This window comes from Campylobacter felis, from assembly GCF_030250085.1.
GTDB classification, from domain to species: domain Bacteria; phylum Campylobacterota; class Campylobacteria; order Campylobacterales; family Campylobacteraceae; genus Campylobacter_D; species Campylobacter_D upsaliensis.
Map to the genome: position 1 here is coordinate 75,287 of NZ_JANURX010000006.1, position 19,403 is coordinate 94,689.

The 19,403-nt window shown below is 34.1% G+C and carries 19 protein-coding genes and 1 pseudogene; 5 read left to right on the top strand and 15 right to left on the bottom strand.

The annotated features are described in order from the left end of the window. Positions 1-13: 13 nt before the first annotated feature. Positions 14-886, bottom strand: a complete 873-nt coding sequence (locus NYG92_RS04900; protein ID WP_289233688.1) for a DMT family transporter — start codon at positions 884-886, stop codon at positions 14-16. Then, positions 886-1,529, bottom strand: a pseudogene (locus tag NYG92_RS04905) (putative metalloprotease CJM1_0395 family protein). Before NYG92_RS04905 ends, NYG92_RS04900 begins: the two are co-directional and overlap by 1 nt. A gap of 74 nt (positions 1,530-1,603) precedes the next feature. Between NYG92_RS04905 and NYG92_RS04910 the strand changes: the two are divergent. After that, positions 1,604-1,969 (top strand): HIT family protein, encoded by a 366-nt coding sequence (locus tag NYG92_RS04910; RefSeq protein ID WP_270965921.1) that lies wholly within the window; start codon positions 1,604-1,606, stop codon positions 1,967-1,969. A gap of 57 nt (positions 1,970-2,026) precedes the next feature. Then, positions 2,027-2,599 carry a YceI family protein gene (locus NYG92_RS04915; protein ID WP_270976954.1) on the top strand — a complete coding sequence of 191 codons (573 nt, stop codon included), beginning with the start codon at positions 2,027-2,029 and terminating at the stop codon, positions 2,597-2,599. 4 nt (positions 2,600-2,603) lie between these two features. Here NYG92_RS04915 and NYG92_RS04920 read toward each other — a convergent pair whose 3' ends face one another. From NYG92_RS04920 to NYG92_RS04960, 9 genes are all read right to left on the bottom strand, one after another. Then, a complete protein-coding gene (locus NYG92_RS04920; protein ID WP_270965919.1) occupies positions 2,604-3,548 on the bottom strand; it encodes a hypothetical protein in 945 nt (314 codons plus the stop codon). 79 nt (positions 3,549-3,627) lie between these two features. After that, positions 3,628-5,532 (bottom strand): motility associated factor glycosyltransferase family protein, encoded by a 1,905-nt coding sequence (locus tag NYG92_RS04925; protein WP_289233689.1) that lies wholly within the window; start codon positions 5,530-5,532, stop codon positions 3,628-3,630. Positions 5,533-5,534: 2 nt separating this feature from the next. Then, a complete protein-coding gene (locus NYG92_RS04930) occupies positions 5,535-5,864 on the bottom strand; it encodes a hypothetical protein (protein WP_027303656.1) in 330 nt (109 codons plus the stop codon). Then, a complete protein-coding gene (locus NYG92_RS04935) occupies positions 5,831-7,477 on the bottom strand; it encodes a motility associated factor glycosyltransferase family protein (protein ID WP_289233690.1) in 1,647 nt (548 codons plus the stop codon). Before NYG92_RS04935 ends, NYG92_RS04930 begins: the two co-directional genes overlap by 34 nt. 1 nt (position 7,478) lies before the next feature. Beyond that, entirely contained in the window at positions 7,479-9,200 is a 1,722-nt protein-coding gene (locus NYG92_RS04940; protein WP_289233691.1) for a motility associated factor glycosyltransferase family protein, read from the bottom strand. A 6-nt stretch (positions 9,201-9,206) separates the two neighbouring features. Beyond that, positions 9,207-10,232 carry a pseudaminic acid synthase gene (gene pseI / locus NYG92_RS04945; RefSeq protein WP_289233692.1) on the bottom strand — a complete coding sequence of 342 codons (1,026 nt, stop codon included), beginning with the start codon at positions 10,230-10,232 and terminating at the stop codon, positions 9,207-9,209. A 9-nt stretch (positions 10,233-10,241) separates the two neighbouring features. Beyond that, on the bottom strand, positions 10,242-11,408 hold the full coding sequence (locus NYG92_RS04950; protein ID WP_289233693.1) for a hypothetical protein: 1,167 nt from the start codon (positions 11,406-11,408) through the stop codon (positions 10,242-10,244). Then, positions 11,408-13,192, bottom strand: coding sequence for an excinuclease ABC subunit UvrC (gene uvrC / locus NYG92_RS04955; RefSeq protein ID WP_289233694.1), 1,785 nt, complete (start codon positions 13,190-13,192; stop codon positions 11,408-11,410). Before uvrC ends, NYG92_RS04950 begins: the two co-directional genes overlap by 1 nt. Further along, complete coding sequence (locus tag NYG92_RS04960; protein ID WP_004277716.1) at positions 13,185-13,646, bottom strand: hypothetical protein; 462 nt, start codon at positions 13,644-13,646, stop codon at positions 13,185-13,187. Before NYG92_RS04960 ends, uvrC begins: the two co-directional genes overlap by 8 nt. A 135-nt stretch (positions 13,647-13,781) precedes the next feature. On the opposite strand from NYG92_RS04960, the gene guaA reads away from it, so the two are divergent. The 3 genes from guaA (at position 13,782) to NYG92_RS04980 (ending at position 16,628) form a co-directional block, all read left to right on the top strand. Beyond that, positions 13,782-15,335: a glutamine-hydrolyzing GMP synthase gene (guaA, locus tag NYG92_RS04965; RefSeq protein ID WP_289233695.1), complete on the top strand. Its 1,554-nt coding sequence runs from the start codon at positions 13,782-13,784 to the stop codon at positions 15,333-15,335. Positions 15,336-15,338: 3 nt separating this feature from the next. Further along, positions 15,339-15,947, top strand: a complete 609-nt coding sequence (locus NYG92_RS04970) for a DNA cytosine methyltransferase (RefSeq protein WP_270976964.1) — start codon at positions 15,339-15,341, stop codon at positions 15,945-15,947. A gap of 120 nt (positions 15,948-16,067) precedes the next feature. Further along, the gene (locus NYG92_RS04980) at positions 16,068-16,628 is read left to right on the top strand and encodes a hypothetical protein (protein WP_270976966.1); all 561 of its coding nucleotides are present in this window, start codon (positions 16,068-16,070) and stop codon (positions 16,626-16,628) included. On the opposite strand, the gene NYG92_RS04985 is transcribed toward NYG92_RS04980, so the two are convergent. The 4 genes from NYG92_RS04985 to NYG92_RS05000 all read right to left on the bottom strand — a co-directional run. Next, positions 16,605-16,934 (bottom strand): hypothetical protein, encoded by a 330-nt coding sequence (locus NYG92_RS04985; protein WP_270976968.1) that lies wholly within the window; start codon positions 16,932-16,934, stop codon positions 16,605-16,607. The genes NYG92_RS04980 and NYG92_RS04985 overlap by 24 nt on opposite strands. 11 nt (positions 16,935-16,945) lie before the next feature. Then, positions 16,946-17,302, bottom strand: coding sequence for a hypothetical protein (locus NYG92_RS04990; RefSeq protein WP_270976970.1), 357 nt, complete (start codon positions 17,300-17,302; stop codon positions 16,946-16,948). 13 nt (positions 17,303-17,315) lie between these two features. Then, positions 17,316-17,870, bottom strand: coding sequence for a Coiled-coil domain-containing protein (locus tag NYG92_RS04995; protein ID WP_289233697.1), 555 nt, complete (start codon positions 17,868-17,870; stop codon positions 17,316-17,318). Positions 17,871-18,366: 496 nt separating this feature from the next. Next, positions 18,367-19,403 (bottom strand): hypothetical protein (locus NYG92_RS05000; protein ID WP_289233698.1); only part of this gene is annotated, 1,037 nt, incomplete at its 5' end.

Consider the following 19,403-nt stretch of genomic DNA (forward strand, 5'->3'; position numbering starts at 1 on the left):
TTTGTGGTAGGGCTTAAGCCTTACCCTTTTTTCCCATAAAATAAATCGCCACAATAGCCAAAGCACCGCCCACTAAGGTAAGAGGCGTTGGCACTTCATCTAAGATTAAAAAACTTGTAAATAAAGCACTCACAGGCGTTACGAGTATAAAAGAATTTGCCCTTACACTTCCTAAAATGTGAATTCCATAATAATAAATGCTCGTTCCCACCACAGTGGATAAAAATGCCACGACAAACATATTAAGCCAGAATTTCATATCTGCTTCTAAAATAAAAAAACTTTCATCATTTAAAAAAAGTGGGGTAAAAAGCAAAAAGGAAATAAAATTAACATAAAAATTCACACTCAAAGGATGCTCACCTTTAGTTTTATGTGTGCAAAGACTCATCAAAGCCCAAATAAAAGCACAAAGTAAAAATAGCACATTAAAGCGTCCAAAAAGCTCTTCGAAAGAATTTAAATTGAGCAAAAAAAGCCCTGAAATAATGCCTATGAAAAGTCCAAAAATTTCATATTTGCTTAGTTTATAGCTTTTTTTTAAACCTAAAAATAAAAAAAGATAGGAAAAAATAGGCACCATAGTCGTAACCAAAACTCCGCCTTTACCAGCCGTGCCATAACGCAAGGCTAGAAAAAAGATAAAAGCATAAAGGGCATTTAAGCCTCCTGCCATGAAAAGCCATTTGAGTGTCTTTTTAGAAATTTTTAAGGAAATTTTTAAAAACAATAAGATAGGCAAAGATCCCACAAGCACAAAGAAAAATCGCCACAAAACAACAAATTCCACATTAGCATAAGAGCTTAAAATTTTAGAAGTGGGCCAGGACATACCCCATAAAAACATAGCGATGATGAGAGAGAGGTAAAGATAGCTTTGTTTCATTAAGAAGCGATGTTAAGCCCTAAGGAATCTTCGCTTAAATCATAAGCTTTTTGAATCTGCTCTTTAAAGCCTTTTTTTTCACTTTCTTCTTGTCTTTTTTCTTCTTCTTTGTTTTTTTCTTTTGCTTCTTCGGCTTTTAGTTTAGTCGCTTCGGCTCTTGCCTCAATTTCCATTTTTGTCGCATTAGCTGCGACTTTATAATCTTGAGGGCTAGGATCAGCTGGTGCCATAGCAGCAGCTACGACTTGACGAGCTATGGCTATGGTTTCTTCGGGCGTATTGCCCTTTTGCATTCTTATTGGCACTTCACCGGCTGTGGCATACATTTGATTATCAGGTCCTTTAGTGTAGCTAAAGCTAGCCGCTCCAGCCAAGCCCCCACCCACTGCTTGGTGTGCCGCTTCGTGGGCTTTGACATTTCTGTCTATACTTTGAAGCTCTCTTACAAGCTGCACTTCCTTCATCGTAAGTTCTACGCCGTTAATCATCTGCGTTTGCTGTTTTTTTCAGCGGAATTTTGATCTTTTTCATCAAAATCTTTTTCGTTTGAATTTTCGGTGTTAAATTGTGAAGAATTTGCATTTTTTTCATAGCTTTGAGGCTTGTAATAATTATAGTTTGAATAATTTGAACTAATAATCACCTTTACATCCTTTATTTTTTATATTTTACATCAAATTATTTAAATTACTATAAAATATACAAAAAGGAGAAATAATGCTTTATGAAAATGCGTTAATTTATATAGAAAAAGAAGAGTCGCAAGTGCCTTGGATTAAAATTTTTACAAAAGAAAATTACAAGGAATTAAGCCATTGTCCTACGCCCCTACAAAAAGAGCTTTTTGATACGATTTTGCTTTGCGAAAAAGCAATGTTGGAATTTTATCAGCCTGAAAAGATTAATATCGCTTCTTTTGCAAACTATGTCCCAAGAGTCCATTTTCACATTATGGCGCGTTTTAAAGAAGACGCTTTTTTCCCTGAGTGTATGTGGGGAAAGCAGCAAAGGGAATTTAAGGAGCTTAATTTGCCTTCGTTTGAGGAATTTGAGGAATTTTTAAGAGCAAGGTTAAAAAAATAACATTTGTTATTTAAAATAGATTAAAATTTCTATAATTTAATTTATAAAGGAGAAAAAATGAAAAAAATGTTGTTTAGTTCGCTCTTGGTAGTCTCTTTGCTAAGTCCTGCTCTTATGGCTAAGGATTATGTGCTTGATAAGACTCATACTGATGTTGGCTTTAAGATTAAGCATTTGCAAATTAGTAATGTTAAGGGAAATTTTAAGGATTATGATGCGGTGATTGACTTTGACCCTGCGACTTATGAATTTAAAAAATTTGAAGCAAAAGTTAAGATCGCTTCTGTGGATACAGATAATAAAACAAGAGATAATCACCTCTTGCAAGATGATTTTTTCAAAGCTAAAAGCCACCCTGAAATGAGTTTTGTGATGAAAAAATATGAAAAAACAAGCGATAGCGAAGGTAAGATGAGCGGCACTTTAACCATAGTTGGCGTTTCTAAGGATATCGTTTTTGACACTGAAATAGGTGGCATAGCTAAGGGTAAAGATGGTAAAGAGAAGGTTGGCTTTACTTTGGAAAGTGAGATTAAAAGAAGCGATTTTAAATTCGCTCCAAGCACTTCAAATCTTACTTTAGGCGATGAAGTGAAAATTAGCGTTGAGGTTGAAGCTAACGAAAAATAAGCCTTTAAGCCTTAAGGAGTTTGTCCTTGAGGCTTTGTAAATTCTGCCAAAGACCCCCTTCATTTTTTTGCCAAACGAGCTTAAATTCAAGCTTAAAATTTTCATTTTCTAAATTTAAATTTGTATTTTTGAGTAAAGACTCTAAATAGCCCAAATGCCTTAACGCACTTTCTTCATCTTTAAAAATCAAAATAAAATCTTTATCAATAAAAAAAATTTGAGCTTTAAGACGCTTTAGAATTTTAGCGATTTGCTTTAAGATGAGAGACTGATAACTTTCTTTTGCCTTGCTAAGTTCGTCAAAATGAAGTAAGGCTATAAAATACTCTTCTTTATTTTTAAGATAAAGGGAGAGTTTTTTTTCATTCCCAAATTTAGTAAGACTATCAAAAAAAAGCATTTTATAGGCGTTAAAAAGCAAGATAAAGCAAAAAATAAAACTTGCGAATTCAAAATATTTAAAGCTCCAAAACTCTTTGATTAAAAAGCTTACATAAGCGCCAAAAAGCGTTAAAAGCGGAGTAAAATCTAAATTTTTAAGTCCTTTTAAACCTAAAAATAATAAGGCTAAGAGAAAAAACACAAAGCCAAGCTCATTAAGCGGAGTGTAAAAACTAAAAAGCTCATAGTTTAAATTTGTCGCATTAAAATGTGTGTTTTGCGGTAAGATAAAGGCTAAAATTCCCACTAAAATAAGGAATAAAAAAGCTTGAATATTTTGCCTAGAAAAGATGAATTTGGAAAAATTCTTAAGATAAAAAAGTAAAAAAATAAGTGGCAAAAACAAACTTAAAAACAAATGTGCCTGAAACACAGGGCTAAAAAGATAAGCTACTCTTAAAACAAGCAAACTAAGACTTAAAAAGAAAATTCTTACATCGTGAAAATAAAATGCCAAAAATAAAGCAAGAAATTCAAAAAATAAACTAAAAATGAAAAGAAAATCCAAAACATACCTTTAATTTTTGCTAATTTTAACAGCATTTTTTAAATGAAGATGTGAAAGGCTAGGATAAAACCTAGCCAAATTAAAGCACTTTTCTCTTTTCTAAAGTCTCTCTTAAGGGCACTACGGCTCTTTTTATCACGCCATTTTGCATAAAGATAAGATTATAAATTTCATCAACCCACGCCTCATTAGCATAAATCCACGCTACAAGCTTATTTTGCCTATCGGAGTCGTTTTTTACCGAGCTTAGATAAAGTGGGGAGAGTAAACTTTCGCTATGAAAGGTGCTAGGACCTAAAATTTCACTAAGATAGTAATATCTTTTTTGTCCTATTTTGTTTTTAAAGGTTTCGATATTTTGACAAATGCTTTCAAGGGAGTGCTTTTGTGTGTTACCCTGCGTGATTGTCTTGATTTGATTAGAGAGTCTTTTGCACTCTTTGCCTAAATTTTCACTTGATTTTATAAAGCTTTTAAGCTTTTTGTAAGATTGTAACATAAGTTCATTTTGCTTATTTCTTGGAAGAGCCTTTGGCTTAGGAAGAGGTTTTTTAATGTCCTTTGTTAATAAGGTTTCGCAAAGCTCTTTAAAGGGCTTTTCTATCGCTCCTTCTATCCTCGCACCGCCTTCTGTGGCGTTGTAGGTCGTGCATTGATTTTTAGAAAGATAGATAAGTTGTTCGTAAAAATCCCTAAAAAGACTCCAAATTTTCGTGCTTTTAACCTTACCCTTGCCTCCGTAAGCCTTAAGTTCTCTCTGTTCTAAAGTGCTAATTTCTCTTTTTGCTGTGTCTAAGCCTCTTGGATAGTTTTTTGAGTGTGTGGTTCCGTCTTTGGCAAAGGCTAAATCCTGTCCTATTAAGATAATATTTTTATGTTCTAAAGCCCACGCTAAAGAATAAGCCATATGTGCGACGCTCCAGCCATTTGCAAAGCCAAATTCTTTTAGTTTGAGCTCTTGTGCTAGGGGGAGAAGCCTTGGCACTAGCATATATTCCCTGCGGTTTTTTTCTATGAAACTAAGCGTTTTTGGGTGCGTTAGTGTGGGTAGGATAAAAAGCACATCTTTGTCAAATTCTTTAAAATCATTATCAAAAAATTTGCTAGTCGCCTCCACTCTTTCAAGGCTTAATACATAATCAGGCTTAATGTTTTCTTTTGCTAAAATTGCATAACTTGCATCAAGACAAAATATACTGGCTCTTTTGGCATATTTTTTAAGTAAGGGAAGTTGTTTGGTTAAACTTGGTCCAGTGGCGACTATGATGGCGGTTTCAGCCTTATTTTGTCTTTTGTCAAGTAGGTTGTGTAGGGTAGGGTGCGTTAGCATTTTAGGGAGGTGCTGGATAAATTGATTAATGCCTTGAGTGGCATCGCCTGGATCATTGCCATTTCTTAAAGAAAGGTCTATGATGGCGTTTTTATTAATGCGGTTAAGTTCTAAAATGTCCTTTCTTTGTTTTTCGTAATAAATGCTATGAATTTCTAAAAAATAAGAGCGGTAAAGTAAAGATGACATATGGTATTGAAAGAGTTGGAAAGCTCTTAAAGGATTCGTGCTCATTTCTTTATTTTGGATAAAAATGAGCCTATTATTTGCTAAATCCTCGCTAAAATCAGAAAGATTTAAGGCTAGAAAAAGTAGCTCTAAATCCTTTTCAAAAATGATAATTTTTTGATGTGTTTTATTTTGCAACAAGGCTTTATATAAAAAGCCATTTCCCACTCCGTAAAAAAATAAAACAGGATTAAGCGACCTTTTTTCATCGATAAACTTTAGCTTTTCTTCCAGCTCTTTAAGAGGGTTTTGATATATTTTTTCTCTCGTTTTTAGTTCGATGATGTTGAGATTAAGTGGGTCTTTGTTAAAGATGAGGTCAAATTTTTTAGCTTCTTTTATCTTGCCGAGTTTTTTGCCAAGTTCAGCATTAAAACTCATCTTCATAGCCTTGATATTTTTGTCAAAAAATTCACTCTTTAGCATTGTTAATCCTTAAATTTAGTTTTTAATTTTTCTACTCTTTTTTCTAAGCCTCTATTTTTAAGCTCATTTTCAAGTTTTAAAATGGCGGCTTGAAGCTCTTTTTCCTCATCTTTGACATATTTTGCAATGAGTTCAAAATAATACAAATGCTCCTTAATCCAAAAAAGATTTTTTTGCAAATTTGTCTCATTATCCTTTACAACTATGCTAACTAAACGCCCTAAATTTAGGTCAAATTGTGCCTTTAGAGGCTGGATTAGCTCTATAATCTCAAGTCCTACGCCTTGTATTTCTTCTCTTATTTGCATAATCTGTTCGATACTTTGTTGCATAATACTACCCCCCCCCCCCCGTGTAATAAGCTAGGATTGATTTGATTTGCGTAAGGCTTTAGACGCTCATTAAGCTCATCTAAATTCTCATTTAAAAATGTTCTAAATTTTAAGCAATTTTTTTTAGCTTGATAAAGTTTATATAAGCTTTTAAGAAGTAATTCATTTTGCTTTTGTTGATTTAGGCTCTCTAACTTTTCTAAATCACCCTTTTCTTCTGTGAAAAATTCTTCACAGCATTCCTTAAAAGGCTTTTCTATAGTCCCTTGCACCCTAACGCCCCCTTCGGTGGCGTTAAAAAATATATATTTTTTCGCCAACTCACTAATATGTTTTTCTAAAAAATGTTTAAACATATACCATAAAAAGTGCGTTTTTACTTTCCCTCCGCCATAACCCTCTACTTCAAATTCATCTTCATAATATCCGCTTTCAAAATTTTCTCCATTTTGATAATTTTTAGCGTGAGAGCTTCCGTCTTTAGCAAAGGCTAAATCCTGCCCTATGAAAACAATATTTCTAAAATCCAAAGAACTCGCCACACTTAAAGCCATATGTGCGACACTTATGGTTTCGTTGATATAGCCCCATTGTTTTAATGCGGTATAGGCGTGAAAGGCTAGTAGTCTTTCAAGGAGCATATAATTTTTCCCTCGTGCTTCCAAGTAGCTTATAGCGTTTGGATGCACGAGGGAGGCGAGTAAAAAGGTCGTTTTATCATCTTTATTTCCAAAATCGTGCTTAAAAAATTCCGCTGTAAAATCCGTGCGCTCCACCATACACACATAATCAGGCACAATGTCATTTTGCATTAAGATAGGATAAGCCGAGTCCGCTGCAAATATCACAACCCTATCTTGCACTTCTTTTAAAAGCGGGAGCTGTTTAGTAAGGCTAGGTCCCGTGCTAACTATCACACAGGATTTAAATTCGCCTTTTCTTTTTGTGTGTAATTCTTGTATGGTGGGGTGGCTTATCATTTCGACTAAATTAAAGCTATGTTGCTTGATGCCAAGCAAAGCATCATAAGGATCATCGCCATAAGCACTGATAGTATTTTTAATGGTAAGAGTGAGGATTTCATTTGTTTGCTTAACATTTTCTTTAAATTTTTCATAATATTTTGAGTGTAGCTCTAAAAAATACACCCTAGAAGAGTAAAAAGCGGGCATAAATTCGCCCAATAAAGCTTGCACTTCTAAATTAATATCATTTTTTGGATTTAAAAATATCAATTTACCTTTTTCTAGCTCTTTGCTAAAATCGACAAGATGAAAAATGTGATAAATGATTTCAATCTCGCTTTCAAAAATGACAAATAAAAGATGATTTTCATTTTGCGCTAAAACCTTATACAAAAGCCCATTACCAAAGCCGTAAAAATAAAGCACAGGATAAAGCGGATAAGTTTCATTATAAAGCTTTATAGCCTCGTTTAATTCTTGCATAGGGTTTTGATAGAGCAAAGAATTATCCCTTAAATCCTGTAAATTTATATCCAAAGAATCGCTTCCCGTGATAAGCTTAAAATGCCTTGGTGCTTTTATCTTGCTTAAAGCCTCTTTTAAGGCGATGTTTCTAAGTGCCTTTAAATTTTTTTCATATAAGCTCATTTTACTCCTTTAAAAGTGCATTTTGCTTCTTTAAAAGTCTTAAAAGCTTGGCAAAATAGCCTTTTTGTGTCTTTAAATTTGTTAAAATATCGGCATTTTCTGCCCTTAACTTTAATCTTTCGCTTTCTAAATCAAAAAGCAAGGCTAAGAATAAATCCGTGCAAATTTCTTGCTTTTTAAATTCCTCGCTTAATTTTTCTAAACTATGCAAAAAGTATTCCAAATTTTGTTCTTTACTTAGAGCTTGTTCTAAATCACACAAAATTGTTTCAAGTTTAGCTTCAAATTTTTCTCCTTTTTCAAGTAAGTTTTTAAGGCTTAAAAAAGCGTTTGTAGTGGATATTTTTACGCTTTTTATGGGGAGTTTTTTCTTTTTTATTTGAAGTAAATTTTCACAACACCAAGCAAAGTTTTTTTCTATACAACCCTCTATCCTCGCACCGCCTTCTGTGGCGTTGTAGGTGTTGATATTTAGCTTTTTAGCATTTAGTATATCTCTTTGAAGTCCTAGTCTAAAAAGAGTCCAAGCCAAAGAGCTTTGCACCAAACCCTGCCCGCCATAAGCCTCGCATAAAAATTTATCTTTATCGTTTTGAAAGTCATTTTTATGGTAGGAAAGTAAGGTATAGCTTTTTTCGTGTGAAAGTCCCATATCATCGTAGGCTAAGTCCTGTCCTATGAAGATGATATTTTCAAACCTTAAAGCCGCCGCACACTCATAAGCCATATTTGCCACACTAGCCCCCACACCCAAATAGCCAAATTCATCGCATTTTAGAGCCTTTTCAAAATAAAAGGGTCGCAAAACAAGGAGAAAATTTTGATTTTTAAGATATTTTAAGGTGTTTGGGTGAGTCAGGGAAGAGATGATAAAAAGGGTATCTTCATCAAATTTTGTAGAGTTTTCGTTAAAAAACTCACTTGTGAGCTCTAGCCTTTCTAAAGAAAAAACAAAATCCGCCCTTATGCCCTCTTTTTTTAAGATAGCATAGGCACTATCTGCGGCGAAAATCACGGCTTTTTCTTGCACTTCTTTTAAAAGCGGAAGTTGTTTAGAAAGGCTTGGTCCTGTGCTGACAATGATAGCATTTTGATTTTGAAAGCGGTAAGTGTTTAAAAAGTCCTTAAATTTAGGTTTTTCAAGCATAGTTTTAAGATTGATAAGCGTGTGTTTCATACCTGCGAGCGTGTCCTCGGGGTCGTTACCCTTTTGTAAAAGCAAAAAGTCAAAATGCTCTTTAAATTTAGCGTGTAATAGCTCAAATTTCTCATTTTCATAAAAGGCACAATGTGAAAAAAGCGTGTAAATTTTATAACTTGTTTGAATAAGCTCATCCTCAAAAAGGGCGTTAAGCTCTTCTAAATTTGTGATTAAAACAAGTCTTTTATCTTGCAATTCTTCACTAAAGTCAATCAAACTAAACACAAGGCTTAAAAGCTCTAAATCGTCCTCAAAAACAACGATTTTAGTCTGTGTTTGACATAAAATTTTATAAAGCGTGCCATTACCAAAGCCGTAAAAATAAAGCAGGGGATAATACGCATAGTTTTGCTTGATATAAATAAGCTTTTGGCTAAGCTCCTCTTTGACATTATAATACATTTTACCCTCTTGAAAGCAGAGATTTAAGCTTTCATCAAGGCTGAATTTATCTTGCTTTTGAGGTAAATTTAGGCTAGGGTTGCTCTGCTTTAGAGCTTTGATATTTTTAGCTAAATTCATTGTGTTTTATAAATCCCATTCCTTTAAAGGCGTGGCAAATTCTATATCTCTTTTTGCTTTTTTACCTAAAATTTGTGGGTAAAATTTAGGGTGTAAGCCAAAGCTAGGTCGCACGGATTTTATGTTTTCTTTAGTAAAAATTTCGCCTTTTTTAATGTCCTTACTCGCATATAAACTTCTCGCAAAACGCCTATTTTCTAAGCTTTTTTCATCTAAATTTAAATCTTTTTTCCCTAAACAAAGCTCGGCATTTCTTATCATTTTAACCAAGGCTTTAAATTCGCTAAAATCAAGACTAAAAGCACTATCCTCACTTTTGATACTTTTATCTAGTATGAAATGTTTTTCTATCACCCTAGCCCCCAAAGCTACTGCTAAAGTCGCCGCTAAATGCCCCTTGCTATGATCACTTAATCCCACCTCATAGCCAAATTGCTTAAGGCTTAAAAGGGCGTTTAAATTCATATCTTTTAACTCGGCAGGGTAGGCGGAGGTGCATTTTAAAAGGCATAAATTTTCGTTTTCTTCTTCCTTAAAGATTTCGCAAATTCTTGCAATTTCACTCTCATCAATCACCCCTGTGGAGACAAAAGTGGGCTTTTTTTCTCTTGCTACTAAACGCACAAAAGTTTCATCATTTGCCTCAAAAGAGGCGATTTTATAGGCTGGTGGGTCAAAACGGCGTAAGAAAATTAAATCCTCCTCGCTAAAGGGGCTTGAAAAGCATAGTAGTCCTTCATTTTGTGCGGCTTCAAAAATCTGGGAGTGCCACTCATAAGGCGTTTGTGCCTTTTCATATAGCTCAAAAAAGCTTCTTTTGTCCCAAAGTCCTCCTTTAATAATGAAATCGTCTTTATCACTTTTTAGGGTAAGGCTGTGGGGCGTGTAGGTTTGAATTTTAACTGCATTTGCCCCTGCTTCTTTGGCGGCTTTGATGGTTTTTAGTCCAAGTTCTAAGCTGCCAGAATGATTAGCTGAAAGCTCTGCGATGATGAAAACACCTTTTGTCGTGTCAAAATCTCTAATAAGCATCGTAAGTCCTTAATTTAAATACTTGCGTAAAAGTGCGATAAGCTCATTTTTGCTAATGGAGCTTAAAACCTCGCTAATGCAGTCAAATTCAGTGATTTTTTCCTGAGTAAAAAGTATGATGTGGCTTTGTGGGTTGTGATTTTTATAGATATGAAGTAAAATTTTAACTTGTTCTAAATCAAATTTAATCACATCATAATCAAGCAAAACGAGGCGGTAACTCTCTTTACTCAAGCACTCTTTAAGCTTTGATAAAGAATTTACTAAAGTATTTTGCGAGCATTGTTTTTCTATAATGCTAAAAAATAAATTCGCATCAAATTCATTTTGCTTAAACAAAAGCACATTGTTTAAAACGCCTTTTTCAAACTGCTTTGGTGTTAATTTTTCGAGCCGTTTTTTAAGAAGAATTTCGAGCATTTTTTTATCAAGTGGCATAGGTAAAAAGCAAGGATAACTTAAATTTTTATCCCTCCCAAAAACGATAAAATCCTCCTCCTTTTTGACTAATTTTTGATAAAGTTCGTCTTTAATGAAAACGAGATGATAATCATTTCTATCAAAGCTAATTTCTTTAAAAAAAACGCTTTGTATCCCAAAATACGCCAAGATATTTTGGATAAGAAAATTTTCTAAATCATCATTATTAACGAGGGCGATTTTAGCCTCATAACGCAAAAATTTATCCTTATGTCCGCCTAAGCTTTTGTTATAGCTTATGGGGTGATTGATAGCTAGTCGAAGTGTTTCTTTTTGCTTATGTAGGGCATTTAGCAAAAGAGAGAGAGATTTTTCATCAGCCTCTATGTAATAAAGAGCGTTTTGAATATTACCTAGATGATAATAAAGCTCTTCTAGCAAAGAAAGCTTTTCTTGTTTTTCTAAATTTGCTTTTTTGATGTGGTATTTTTGCATTTCTAAGCGTTCTTTTAAGGCGTCTAAAGCCCTTTCTACGCTTTCATTTTCGCTTTTTTCAAGGAGGGAAATTTTATAAAATAGTCTTTGCAAAAAACGCTCTTTTCTAAAAAGCGTAACGCACAAAACCCCACCCAAAAGTAAAATGCTAAGAAAAATACTAAGTTTAAGCTGTTCGTCTGTGTTAGCAAGAGCGTTAAAATCGACACTTAAAAAAAGTGAAAAAGTGCTTAAAATTAAAATCAAAAAGCTTAATATCATTACATATCCTTAATTTTTTGAGCTATTTTTGCATTTGTAAGCATTTTTAGTTCCTCATAATTTGCCTCATAAATACTCTCAAAATCTCCATAAAAAGCAAGTAGTTTTTGCAAATACCCCTCACTAATGCCTAAATTTAAGAGTTTAGAGCTTTTTAAATCCTGTTTTTTCTTAGTATTTTTGTGAAAAGAAAGAGCAAAGCGATGCGCTTCGTCTCTTAATTTTTGTAAAAATTGTAGCTTTTTATCATCTGTTTTAAGTAAAAATTCGCCTTTTTGCGAGTGGATTTTATCTCTAACACTTCCCTTTGAACGCTGTGCTTTAAAGTCGATTTTTTCTTTTGAAATAGCTAAAACATCGACATTTGCACCTGTGCTTTTGATAATGTTATTTGCTAAATCAAGCAAGGCTTTACCTCCATCTATGAGCCATAAATCAGGAGGTGAAAGGCTTTCAAAGTCTTTCGTTCTTCTTATTAAAACTTCCTTCATTTGCTCATAATCGCTTTTGCCTTGAAGATGAAATTTGCGGTAATGTTTCTTTTCCCATTTGCCGTCTTTAAAACACACCATAGCACCCACTTTTGCTACGCCTTGTAGGTGAGAATTATCATAAATTTCTATGCAATGAGGCACATTTTCAAGCTCAAAATAATGCTTTAATTCCTCTATTAAGCTTAAATCATTATTTTTAAGATGGATATTGATATTAAGCAAGGCATTTTCAAAAGCAAGATCGCAAATTTTTCTTTTTTCACCCTTTTGTGGGACTTGGATATGAATTTTTTTAGCAAATCTTTCACTTAACAATTCCTCTAAAAGCTTTCTATCCTCAAAGTCCTCATAAGTATAGATTTGATTTGAGACGAGGGGGCTGTCTTGATTAAAGCTTTCTAAAAGCACTTGTTTATAAATTTCATTTGTATTGATTTCTTTTTCTTTTAAAATGTGAATTTTTGAATGGGTGCTGATGATTTTACCCTCTTGTATAATAAAACGCAAAGTGGAGCAAATACCATTTTCACTAGCAAGGGCAAAAATTTCAAAATCCTCAAGCCTTGCTAAATCAATTTGAACTTTTGTTTCTAAGGCTTTTATGGCGTTAATTTCATCACGGATTTTAGCGGCTTCTTCGTAATTTTCATTGTGAGCGTATTTAAGCATAGCTTGTTCTAAATTTTTGATTAAAAGACTGGGATTTAAAAGGGCTTTTGTGGCATTTGTTAAAATTGCTTTATAATTTTCCTCACTCACTAAACCTTCACAAACCCCACTACACCTTGAAATTTGATGAAAAATACAAAGTTTTTTACAATTTTTCTTTTGTTTTAAAGGATAGTAAAGATAAAGGGCGTTTAAAAGCTCTTTTGCTCCCTTAAAAAAGGGTCCATAGTATTTAATTTTGGGCTTTTTGATAATTTTACGCGTCAGCTCAAAACGCGGAAATTTTTCATTTAAATCTATATAAATGTAAGGATAGGTTTTATCATCTCTTAGTAAAATATTATATTTTGGGTGCAGTTGTTTGATGAGAGAATTTTCTAAAATGAGAGCGTTAGCTTCTGTTTTAGTGCTGATAAATTTTAAATGTGCTGCCTCATTAATCATCTTTTGAATTCTTAGACTATTTTTAGAATTTGCTCTTAGAGGATTAAAGCTAAAATAACTTTTAACGCGTTTTTTTAAATTCTTAGCCTTACCGACATAAAGGAGTTTCCCTTCTTTGTTAAAATATTGATAAACTCCCGCACTTTCTGGCAAACTCATAAGGTCTTTTTCAAGCATTTTGTATTACTTTTCTCAAGGCTTCAAATTTGTCATATAAAGTCTTATTTTCGAAAGGATTTTTAAATTTCCCTAAAGAAAGCTCGATATAGGGGCGAATTTTTTTAGGACTATTTTCTAATTTTAGCTTAGTTTTTTCATAACGCTGGGAAAAAATTCTAAGATTTTTCACATCGATAAATTTGCTGTTTGGATTTTCTTTCGCGTAAAGCTTTATAAGAATTTTAATGTAATTTTTGCTATCATCGTGGTTTAATTCTTGGTAGCCTATGTGATTAAGCGTTATGATGTTTAGAGTGTCATTTTTGATGAAAATCTTAGCAATGTGGCGCCTGTGTTTTTCTGGCATTAAGAGTAAAAAATCTTTATAGTAAAATCGATCTTTTAGGGGAGTATAATGAGGCTGATTTGCCATTTCAACAATAACATTGGTCGCGGTTTTTATCTTTTTCATAAAGGAATTTTAGCATTTTTTTGTTTAATATTTCTAAGTGCTTGTGGATATAAAGGAGAGCCAACTTATACAAGTTATGAGCAAAATGGCTCGGTAAAAAGTATTAAAAAATATGAAACTTTAAATAGGTGGTAGATGATGAATAGTTTAATTTTGGTTTTAGATTTTGGCTCACAATACACACAACTCATCGCTAGAAGATTGCGTGAATATGGCGTTTATACGGAGATTGTTCCTTACTTTGAAAAGCTAGATTCTATAAAAAGCAAAAATCCTAAGGGCATTATCCTTAGTGGCGGACCTGCGAGTGTGTATGAAGAGGGGGCGTATAAGCCGGATTCTGGCGTGTTTGATATGGGTGTGCCTGTGCTTGGAATCTGCTATGGTATGCAATATATCGCACATTTTTTTGGTGGAAGCGTGGTGAGAGCTAAGGCACAGGAATTTGGCAAAGCGGTGCTAGAAATTAGCGATTTGCACACGCCATTGTTTGAAAATATCAAGCAAGATTCTATCGTGTGGATGAGCCACGCGGATAAAGTGGAGTCTTTACCTAGTGGCTTTGTGGAGTTAGCCAAAAGTGGAAATACGCATTATTGTGCTATTGCGGATTTTAAGCGGCAAATTTATGCGCTTCAGTTTCACCCAGAAGTGGTGCATAGTGAGTGCGGCGGGGAGATTCTAAAAAATTTTGCTGTGAAAATTTGCGGAGCAGATACAAGCTGGAATATGCACAATTTTGCAGAAAGTGAGATTGAGAGATTGAGAGAAAAGGTCAGCAATGGCGGCAAGGTTTTATGTGCTGTGAGTGGGGGAGTAGATTCTAGCGTGGTGGCAACGCTTTTATATCGTGCCATAGGAGAGAATCTAATCCCTGTTTTTGTAGATACCGGGCTTTTAAGAAAGGGGGAGAGAGAAGCGGTAGAAGCGATGTTTAGGGAAAATCTAAAAGTGCCTTTGATTGTAGCCGATGCGAGAGAGCTATTTTTAGGAAGGTTAAAGGGCGTTACAGATCCAGAAAAAAAGCGAAAAATCATCGGCGAAACCTTTATAGAAGTCTTTGAAGCTGAAGCTAAAAAGCACAATACAAAAGGCGAGATAAAATTTCTAGCACAAGGCACACTCTACCCAGATGTGATTGAATCTGTGAGCGTGAAGGGACCAAGTAAGACGATAAAAAGCCACCATAATGTCGGCGGATTGCCTGAGTGGATGAAGTTTGAGCTAATCGAGCCTTTAAGAGAGCTGTTTAAGGACGAGGTAAGGGCGTTAGGCAGGGAATTAGGAATGCCAGAATCTATGCTTATGAGGCACCCATTCCCAGGACCCGGACTTGCCATACGCATTATGGGTGAAGTAAATGCGGCGGATTTAGAGCTATTAAAAGAAGCGGATTCTATCTTCATAGAAGAGCTGCATAAATGGGGCTTGTATGATAGCGTGTGGCAGGCATTTTGCGTGCTTTTAAATGTGCGGAGTGTAGGCGTAATGGGCGATAACCGCACTTATGATAATACTATTTGTGTAAGAGCGGTAGAAGCAATGGATGGAATGACGGCGAGTTTCTTACACTTACCCCACGCATTTTTAGAAGCCGTTTCAAACCGCATAATCAACGAAGTAGCAGGGATTAACCGCGTAGTCTATGACATCACCTCAAAACCCCCGGGGACTATTGAGTGGGAGTAGGGAATGACTGCAAATTTATTTTCTAACGCTATTTTGGAGCAAAGAAAAAAAAGTGATTTTATACAAAAAGATTTTAGCTTTATTGATTTGTTTGCTGGGATTGGTGGCATTAGAATGGGGGTGCAAAATGCTGGTGGTAAATGTGTGTTTTCAAGTGAAATCAATGAAAAAGCTGCGAAAGTGTATGAAGCAAATTTTAAAGAAAGTCCGTTAAGTGATGTTACACAAATTGAAGCTAAATCTTTGCCTGATTTTGATTTGCTTTGTGCTGGGTTTCCTTGTCAGCCTTTTAGCATTTCAGGTAAGAAAAAAGGTTTTGAAGATACAAGGGGAACGCTATTTTTTGATATTTGTAGGATTATTGATGAGAAAAAACCAAAGGTAGTTTTGCTTGAAAATGTAAAGCATTTAATCCACCACAATAAGGGGCAAACACTAAAGATTATTTTACAAAATTTACAAAATTTAGGCTATGAAGTGAGCTTTAAATTACTAAATGCCAAAGATTTTGGTGTGCCGCAAAATAGGGAACGCATTATTATTATTGCTTCACAAAAAAAAGTTTTTGATTTTGATTTATTGATTTTAAAAAAGCCACAAATTTCGGCTTAATGGTAAAAAGTGTTGATAAAAACTGCTAAAATATCCCTTAAATTCATCATTTAAGGGGCTTGAAAAATATGAACAAAAAAATGTCCAAATTGCGGTAGTTTTTTAGTAGTAAAAAATGGTTTGACTAAAAGTAATTCACAAAGATATAAATGCAAAAATTGCTCTAAAATATTTGTATTTAAAAGCACAATTTCAAGCCAAAAATTATTTAATTCATACATTGCAAAAAAGAAAATCCTAAGTATTCTTGCTAAAGAAAATAATATCTGTATGAAAACGCTTCAAAATTACATAAAAAGCATAGAAACACCAAAGCCATCAAAACTAAATCTAAAAGAAATAATACTCTTAATAGATGTAACTTACTGGGGATTAAACTTTGGAGTAGTTGTATTTAAAGACGCTATATCTAAGAAGTTTATATGGTGGAATTTTATAGAGCATAAAGAAAAAATAAAAGATTATGTATTAGGCTTTTTGTGGTATTTAGAACAAGGATATGTCATTAAAGTAGTAATAGCAGCAGATGGCTTTAAAGGACTTACTAAAATACTATATCCTATACCATTTCAAATATGCCAAATCCATATACAAAGGAACATTCAGACAAAATTAATTAAAAAGCCTAAAAGCTTAGTTTCTAAAGAGCTTTTAGAGTTAAGTAGAAAGCTTACTTTTTAGCGCATTACCTATCACTTCTGGAAATACCGTTTGACTTAAAATTTCTAAATTATCGAAATTTGTATCAAAATCCGCATTCCCCTTAACACCGCTTCCCGTTAATTGTGCTTTTAAGCGCGGTCTGTAAGGCTGGTCATCGCTTACCTTATAGGTTCTTATCCCTCTATCATTACCCGCACCCACGAAAGGCTGCCAAATGCTTTTTTTCCAAGAGGCTTTTTCTATCACCTTGCCTATATTTACCCCAACGCTCGGGTCGTTTTTCCAATCGCTCAAATTTATCTTATTCAAATCGCTTAATGGCATTTTCACTCCTTTTAATATTCAGTCATAACTTCACTAGGTAAGAAGTAAAGCACCCTTAAAGCCACCTTACCACTTGCCACCTCATTAGTTAATTTAAGTTTTACAAAACTAACTTCCTTAATCTCACACACCTTAGCACTCACGCTAACATTTTTTTGATTTAAGTTTAAATCATTTATGAAAAAATCTTGCGTTTCATTTAAACCTACATCTAAAGTTCCACTAACTTCCTCTAAAACCTCAAGGCTCACTTGTAAAACTTCCGCCCCTCTTGGTAAAACTAAGGCTTCATACTCCGTCCCAACGCTATCTAAATCTACAACGATTTTAGAAAGGTAAGATACATTTTTAACCCTTTGTCGATACATCTTTACTCCTTTTTTATAATCTATTCATAGGCATATCATCACTGCCCACACTGCTTAAACTTGCATCTGCCTCATTTGCTTCAAGCTCTCTAGGCAAATGCTCCTCACCGCCCTTTTTATTTCTCATTTGATAAATTTCATAAAGGGTCGTAAAAAAGTCTTTTGGCTCTAATTTGTCTAATTCTTTTTTATATTTTGTTCCCAATTCCTCCTCGTAAAATTCCATTAAAGCGTCCATATTGGCGTCTGGATGCGTTTGCAAAAACTCTTTTTGTGCCGCTTCAATGCCTTGCATTTGCTTTTTGCCCTCAATATCACTTTTTAAGCTATTAGCTCTTTGCATTTTTGCTCTTAAGCCCTCGTTTAAAAAGTCATTTTGCATTTGTAAAATTTGCAAGACAAAGTCCTCTTTATCTTCGAAAAATAACTCTTCTAAAGTTTCATCATTAGCTAATTTTTCTGCGACATATTTTGCGAAATCTTGCTCCAAACTCGCCTCTGCTTGACTTATTTCATTTTCTAAGGCGCTTAATTCTTGCTCCTCGATATTTGTGTTAAAGTCCTCCATTATTATCCTTTCCTTTTTTTAATTTACTTTCACCGTGAAGTAAAGCACCGTTAAAGTAATAAACCTAAGGGCGCCCACCCTTTTGCTAACGCAAAAGCCACGCGTTACGCCCACAACTCTCAAATCCACCCACGCCGTCCGTCATTACAAAGCTTTTAAAGCCGAAGCGACCTAATAACGCAGTAAAACATTTTTTAAAATCTTAGAAAAAAGTGCAAAAGAAAAAAAGGGTTAAGAAAATTAAGATTTTTTAAGGATTTTTAAAAATTTACAGATTGCCTCCCACTCTACAAAGAGACAAAAAGATTGCGTTAGGCTTAACTAAGTAGAGTGAAGTAAAATTTTTTGTTTTACTTTTAGTCTCTTATTTTAGCTTTTAACACTAAAATAAGGCAAACTAAGACTACCATAAAACGATAATTCTAGTTATCTTATTCAACCTTTAGCTTATAAGCTCAGAAGTTCTAGCCTAAACGCTTAATTATAGCATATTTTGTTAAATATTCCACCTACTTTCATAATAGCTTTTTTTTCTTAATTTTTGCATAGGACTTTCTTCATACTCTTTATTTTCATCAATATAAGGGCTTTTTACTTCGCTTAAACTCATCGCACTAGCAATGCAGTCTATGCAGTCATCTTTTCTGAAAGGCTTTGCGGGATTAAAGCCTAGCAATTCTTTTTTTATCTGTCCTAAGCCTTGTGCCGTGTTTAAAAATAGCAAAGCACCACTATTATAATAAGGCTTCATCGCCTTGATTTTTTCCACCTTGCTTATTTTTCTATTTGCATTATAAGGGATTATTTCATTTGTTATTATTTCTAAATTTTGCCTTTTAAGCTTTTCATTGACCTTTATGATTTCCTTATTTAAAAGCCTTGTAAGTAGTATTCCTCCCCCCTCGTTTTCTATGTAGCATTTTGCTTTTTTATATTTGATTAAAGCCTCAATTATCACGCTTAAAGTCTTTTCCTCGTCCCAAACGCCAAAAAAGCAGTCTTTTACGATGTAACGCTCCATTTGCTCGTTTTTATCCACACCTATCACTACAACGGCTCTATTATCGGCATTTTTCTCCACGCTTAAAGCATTATCGATAAAGATGTATTCATTATGCAAATTTAGCTCATAGCTTGGTATTTCTTTAAAATACACCGCTTCAAAAAAGCCCGCTTCTGTTGCTTGAGGCTCTTGTTGATATTGGGTCGTAAAGGCATCGATTCCCATTTGTAATTCAAGTTCTTTTAACTGTGCTAAGTCGTGCTTTTTAGCAAAAAGTGGTTCATTAGCCTTTCTTTCATAAGAAAAGCTTCCTATTTGATAAATCTTAGCTTCCTTATTTAAGGCTTCAAGTTTAAGGATTTTCCACTCGTTTATGATATTTTCCTCAAAATTGCGTTTATCAAGCAAAAATCCGCATAAATCCTCGTAGCCTAATCTTTGCATTAAAATGGTAATATTTGAATTTGTATTTTGCAAACGCGTCAAAACGCTTTCTTTAAAGTTTTCATTAACTAGCTTTCGCTCGGCTT

Bases quoted from the DNA above. Each gene is read 5' to 3' on its own strand.
- NYG92_RS04915 (WP_270976954.1), top strand. From the start codon at position 2,027: ATGAAAAAAATGTTGTTTAGTTCGCTCTTGGTAGTCTCTTTGCTAAGT.
- NYG92_RS04970 (WP_270976964.1), top strand. From the start codon at position 15,339: ATGACTGCAAATTTATTTTCTAACGCTATTTTGGAGCAAAGAAAAAAA.
- NYG92_RS04910 (WP_270965921.1), top strand. From the start codon at position 1,604: ATGCTTTATGAAAATGCGTTAATTTATATAGAAAAAGAAGAGTCGCAA.
- NYG92_RS04930 (WP_027303656.1), bottom strand. From the start codon at position 5,864: ATGCAACAAAGTATCGAACAGATTATGCAAATAAGAGAAGAAATACAA.
- NYG92_RS04900 (WP_289233688.1), bottom strand. From the start codon at position 886: ATGAAACAAAGCTATCTTTACCTCTCTCTCATCATCGCTATGTTTTTA.
- NYG92_RS04990 (WP_270976970.1), bottom strand. From the start codon at position 17,302: ATGTATCGACAAAGGGTTAAAAATGTATCTTACCTTTCTAAAATCGTT.
- NYG92_RS04995 (WP_289233697.1), bottom strand. From the start codon at position 17,870: ATGGAGGACTTTAACACAAATATCGAGGAGCAAGAATTAAGCGCCTTA.
- uvrC (WP_289233694.1), bottom strand. From the start codon at position 13,192: ATGCTTGAAAAAGACCTTATGAGTTTGCCAGAAAGTGCGGGAGTTTAT.
- guaA (WP_289233695.1), top strand. From the start codon at position 13,782: ATGATGAATAGTTTAATTTTGGTTTTAGATTTTGGCTCACAATACACA.
- NYG92_RS04935 (WP_289233690.1), bottom strand. From the start codon at position 7,477: ATGAGCTTATATGAAAAAAATTTAAAGGCACTTAGAAACATCGCCTTA.
- NYG92_RS04950 (WP_289233693.1), bottom strand. From the start codon at position 11,408: ATGATATTAAGCTTTTTGATTTTAATTTTAAGCACTTTTTCACTTTTT.
- NYG92_RS04925 (WP_289233689.1), bottom strand. From the start codon at position 5,532: ATGCTAAAGAGTGAATTTTTTGACAAAAATATCAAGGCTATGAAGATG.
- pseI (WP_289233692.1), bottom strand. From the start codon at position 10,232: ATGCTTATTAGAGATTTTGACACGACAAAAGGTGTTTTCATCATCGCA.
- NYG92_RS04940 (WP_289233691.1), bottom strand. From the start codon at position 9,200: ATGAATTTAGCTAAAAATATCAAAGCTCTAAAGCAGAGCAACCCTAGC.
- NYG92_RS04960 (WP_004277716.1), bottom strand. From the start codon at position 13,646: ATGAAAAAGATAAAAACCGCGACCAATGTTATTGTTGAAATGGCAAAT.
- NYG92_RS04985 (WP_270976968.1), bottom strand. From the start codon at position 16,934: ATGCCATTAAGCGATTTGAATAAGATAAATTTGAGCGATTGGAAAAAC.